The organism is Burkholderia sp. Ac-20353 (genome assembly GCF_017104785.1).
Taxonomy (GTDB): domain Bacteria; phylum Pseudomonadota; class Gammaproteobacteria; order Burkholderiales; family Burkholderiaceae; genus Burkholderia.
This window is the reverse complement of record NZ_JAAGPL010000426.1, coordinates 1-2454: the sequence shown is the minus strand read 5'-3', so window position 1 is coordinate 2454 and position 2454 is coordinate 1. Positions and strand designations below refer to the sequence as shown.

Below are 2454 nucleotides of genomic sequence, written 5' to 3'. Positions count from 1 at the left end.
GGCGTCGGCGCTGCCGCGATGCTGCCCAACTCGCTCGCGCTGCTCAACGATGCGAGCCGCCACGACCCGCGGCTGCGCGCACAGGCGGTCGGATGGTGGACCGCCGCCGGCGCGATCTCGATCGCCGCGGGCCCGGTCGTCGGCGGCCTGCTGATCGCCGCATGGGGCTGGCGCGGCATCTTCCTCGTCAATCTGCCGCTGTGCGCAGCCGGGCTCGCGGCAACGGCGATGTGGGTGCCGGCAAAGCCACGAGCCGCCGCAAACGGCGCATCGGCGACCCACGCCGCAACACGCTCGCCAGCACGCGCGCTCGATCTACGCGGCCAGACGCTCGCGATCGTGATGCTGACCGCGCTGACCGGCGCCGTGATCGAATGGCGGCCGCTCGGCATCGCGCATCCGGCCGTGATCGGCGGTTTCGCGCTGGCGGGCGTCGCCGCGCTCGCGTTCGTCGCCGCCGAAGCGCGCGCCGCCGCGCCGATGCTGCCGCTGTCGCTGTTCCGAGGCCGCACGTTCAGCGCGGCGGTGCTGTTCGGCGTCTGCGTGAACCTCACGTATTACGGAACCGTGTTCGTGCTCGCGCTGTACCTGCAGCGCGTACGCGGCGAATCGCCGTTGCAGGCCGGCCTCGCGTTCCTGCCGCTGACGGGCGGGTTCCTGCTGTCGAACATCGCAAGCGGCAGGATCGTCGCGCGCCACGGTCCGCGCGCGCCGATGATCGCGGGCGCGCTCGTCGCCGCGCTCGGCTACGGGCTGCTGCACCAGGTGGATGCGGCAACGCCGCTCGCCGCGCTGTTCGTGCCGTTCCTGCTGATTCCGGCCGGCATGGGGCTCGCGGTGCCGGCGATGACGACCGCCGTGCTTGCATCAGTCGCGCCCGAACGCGCCGGCATCGCGTCTGCAGTCCTGAATACTGCGCGGCAGGCAGGCGGCGCGATCGGCGTTGCCGCGTTCGGCGCACTGGCGGGCGGTGCCGGCGCACTGCACGTTGCAAACGGGCTGCGGATCGAAACCGCGATCTCCGCCGCGCTGCTGATCGCGGGCGTCGCGCTGGCCTGTGCGGTCCGGCCTGACGCGCACGCGGCGAATTCCGCATCGCGCGCCGCACGCACGGCGCGCGCAATCGACTGACGCGCGCCGCCGCTCAGCGCGCGACGCCGTCGCCGTCGACATCCACCTTCCTGACGAACGTATCGGCCGCCTTCAGCACCCGTCCGTCGTCATCACGCAGCGCGAGTTTCCGGATCGCGCGGCCGGTCTTGCGGTCGATCAGCACCGAGTGCCTTTCGCCGCGTTCGAACAGGTTCGCCTCGCCCCACTGCCGCAGCATCACGATGACCGGAAACAGCCCCTCGCCTTGCTTCGTCAGCGCGTATTCCTGATACGCGGTGCCGTCCGACGCGGGCACGACCTCGAACACGCCCGCCTCCACCAGCATCCTGAGCCGGTCCGACAGGATGTTGCTCGCGACCCCGAGGCTGTTCCGGAAATCGCCGAAACGGCGCACGCCGTCGAATGCGTCGCGCACGATCAGCAGCGCCCACCGGTCACCGACGATATCGGTCGCCCGTGCCACCGGGCACGGCGAATCCGCGAGACTTTTCTGTCTGGCCATCTTCCTCTCCGCTTTCTCCACCTTCTCGACGTTTGCTCCGGCGCGCCTTTGCAGCGCGCCTGGCCATCCACGCGCAGGCACTTCGCCCACGCAGTAACGAACGCGATAGCAAGTTGCATTTTAAAACTTCTTTTCCTACACTCACACCAGTTTCAAATCGCAACTACTTAACGCGAGGAGCACGGATGGATTCTTCCTGTACGTCGGTCGCGGCGGATCGCACGTCGCCCGCTGCCGCTTCTGCCAACGCCGCTGCCGCCGCCGGCGGCAGACTGTCGACCGCGCACGTCGCGCTGCTGGCCGTGTGCTGCGCGGCGAGTGTCGCGAACGTCTATTACGCGCAGCCGCTGCTCGATTCGATCGCGCGCGACTTCGGCATTCCGCATGCCGAGGTCGGCGGCGTGATCACCGCGACGCAGCTCGGCTGCGCGCTTGCGCTGCTGTTCGTCGTGCCGCTCGGCGACTTGCTGAACCGCAAGCGGCTGATCGGCGCGCAACTGGTGCTGCTGGCGGTGGCCTGCGTCGGCGTTGCGGCATCGTCGTCGCGCGTCGCGCTGCTGGCCGGCATGGCCGGCGTCGGCCTGCTCGGCACCGCGATGACGCAGGGCCTGATCGCCTGCGCAGCCGCGCTCGCGGGCGACGGCGAACGCGGCCGCGTGGTTGGCGCGGCCCAGGGCGGCGTCGTGATCGGCCTGCTGGCCGCGCGTTCGCTGGCCGGCGTCGTGACCGACCTTGCGGGCTGGCGTGCCGTGTATCTCGCGTCGGGCGCGCTCGCACTGGCAATGCTCGTCGTGCTGTCGCGGCTGCTGCAGGACGTGCGCGCGCCGCATGCCCGCGTC

3 protein-coding genes are annotated in these 2454 nt (G+C 70.7%); 2 read left to right on the top strand and 1 reads right to left on the bottom strand.

Annotated elements, in window-relative coordinates; genetic code table 11:
- The coding region (locus tag G3N94_RS40920; RefSeq protein ID WP_205799852.1) for an MFS transporter at positions 1 to 1131 on the top strand (1131 nt) is incomplete at its 5' end.
- Positions 1132 to 1144: 13 nt separating this feature from the next.
- Here the strand turns inward: G3N94_RS40920 and G3N94_RS40915 are convergent.
- Positions 1145 to 1615: a helix-turn-helix domain-containing protein gene (locus G3N94_RS40915; protein ID WP_205799851.1), complete on the bottom strand. Its 471-nt coding sequence runs from the start codon at positions 1613 to 1615 to the stop codon at positions 1145 to 1147.
- Between the two features lie 185 nt (positions 1616 to 1800).
- On the opposite strand from G3N94_RS40915, the gene G3N94_RS40910 reads away from it, so the two are divergent.
- Positions 1801 to 2454: MFS transporter (locus tag G3N94_RS40910; protein WP_205799850.1), on the top strand; the 654-nt coding region annotated here is incomplete at its 3' end.

Bases quoted from the DNA above. Each gene is read 5' to 3' on its own strand.
- G3N94_RS40915 (WP_205799851.1), bottom strand. From the start codon at position 1,615: ATGGCCAGACAGAAAAGTCTCGCGGATTCGCCGTGCCCGGTGGCACGG.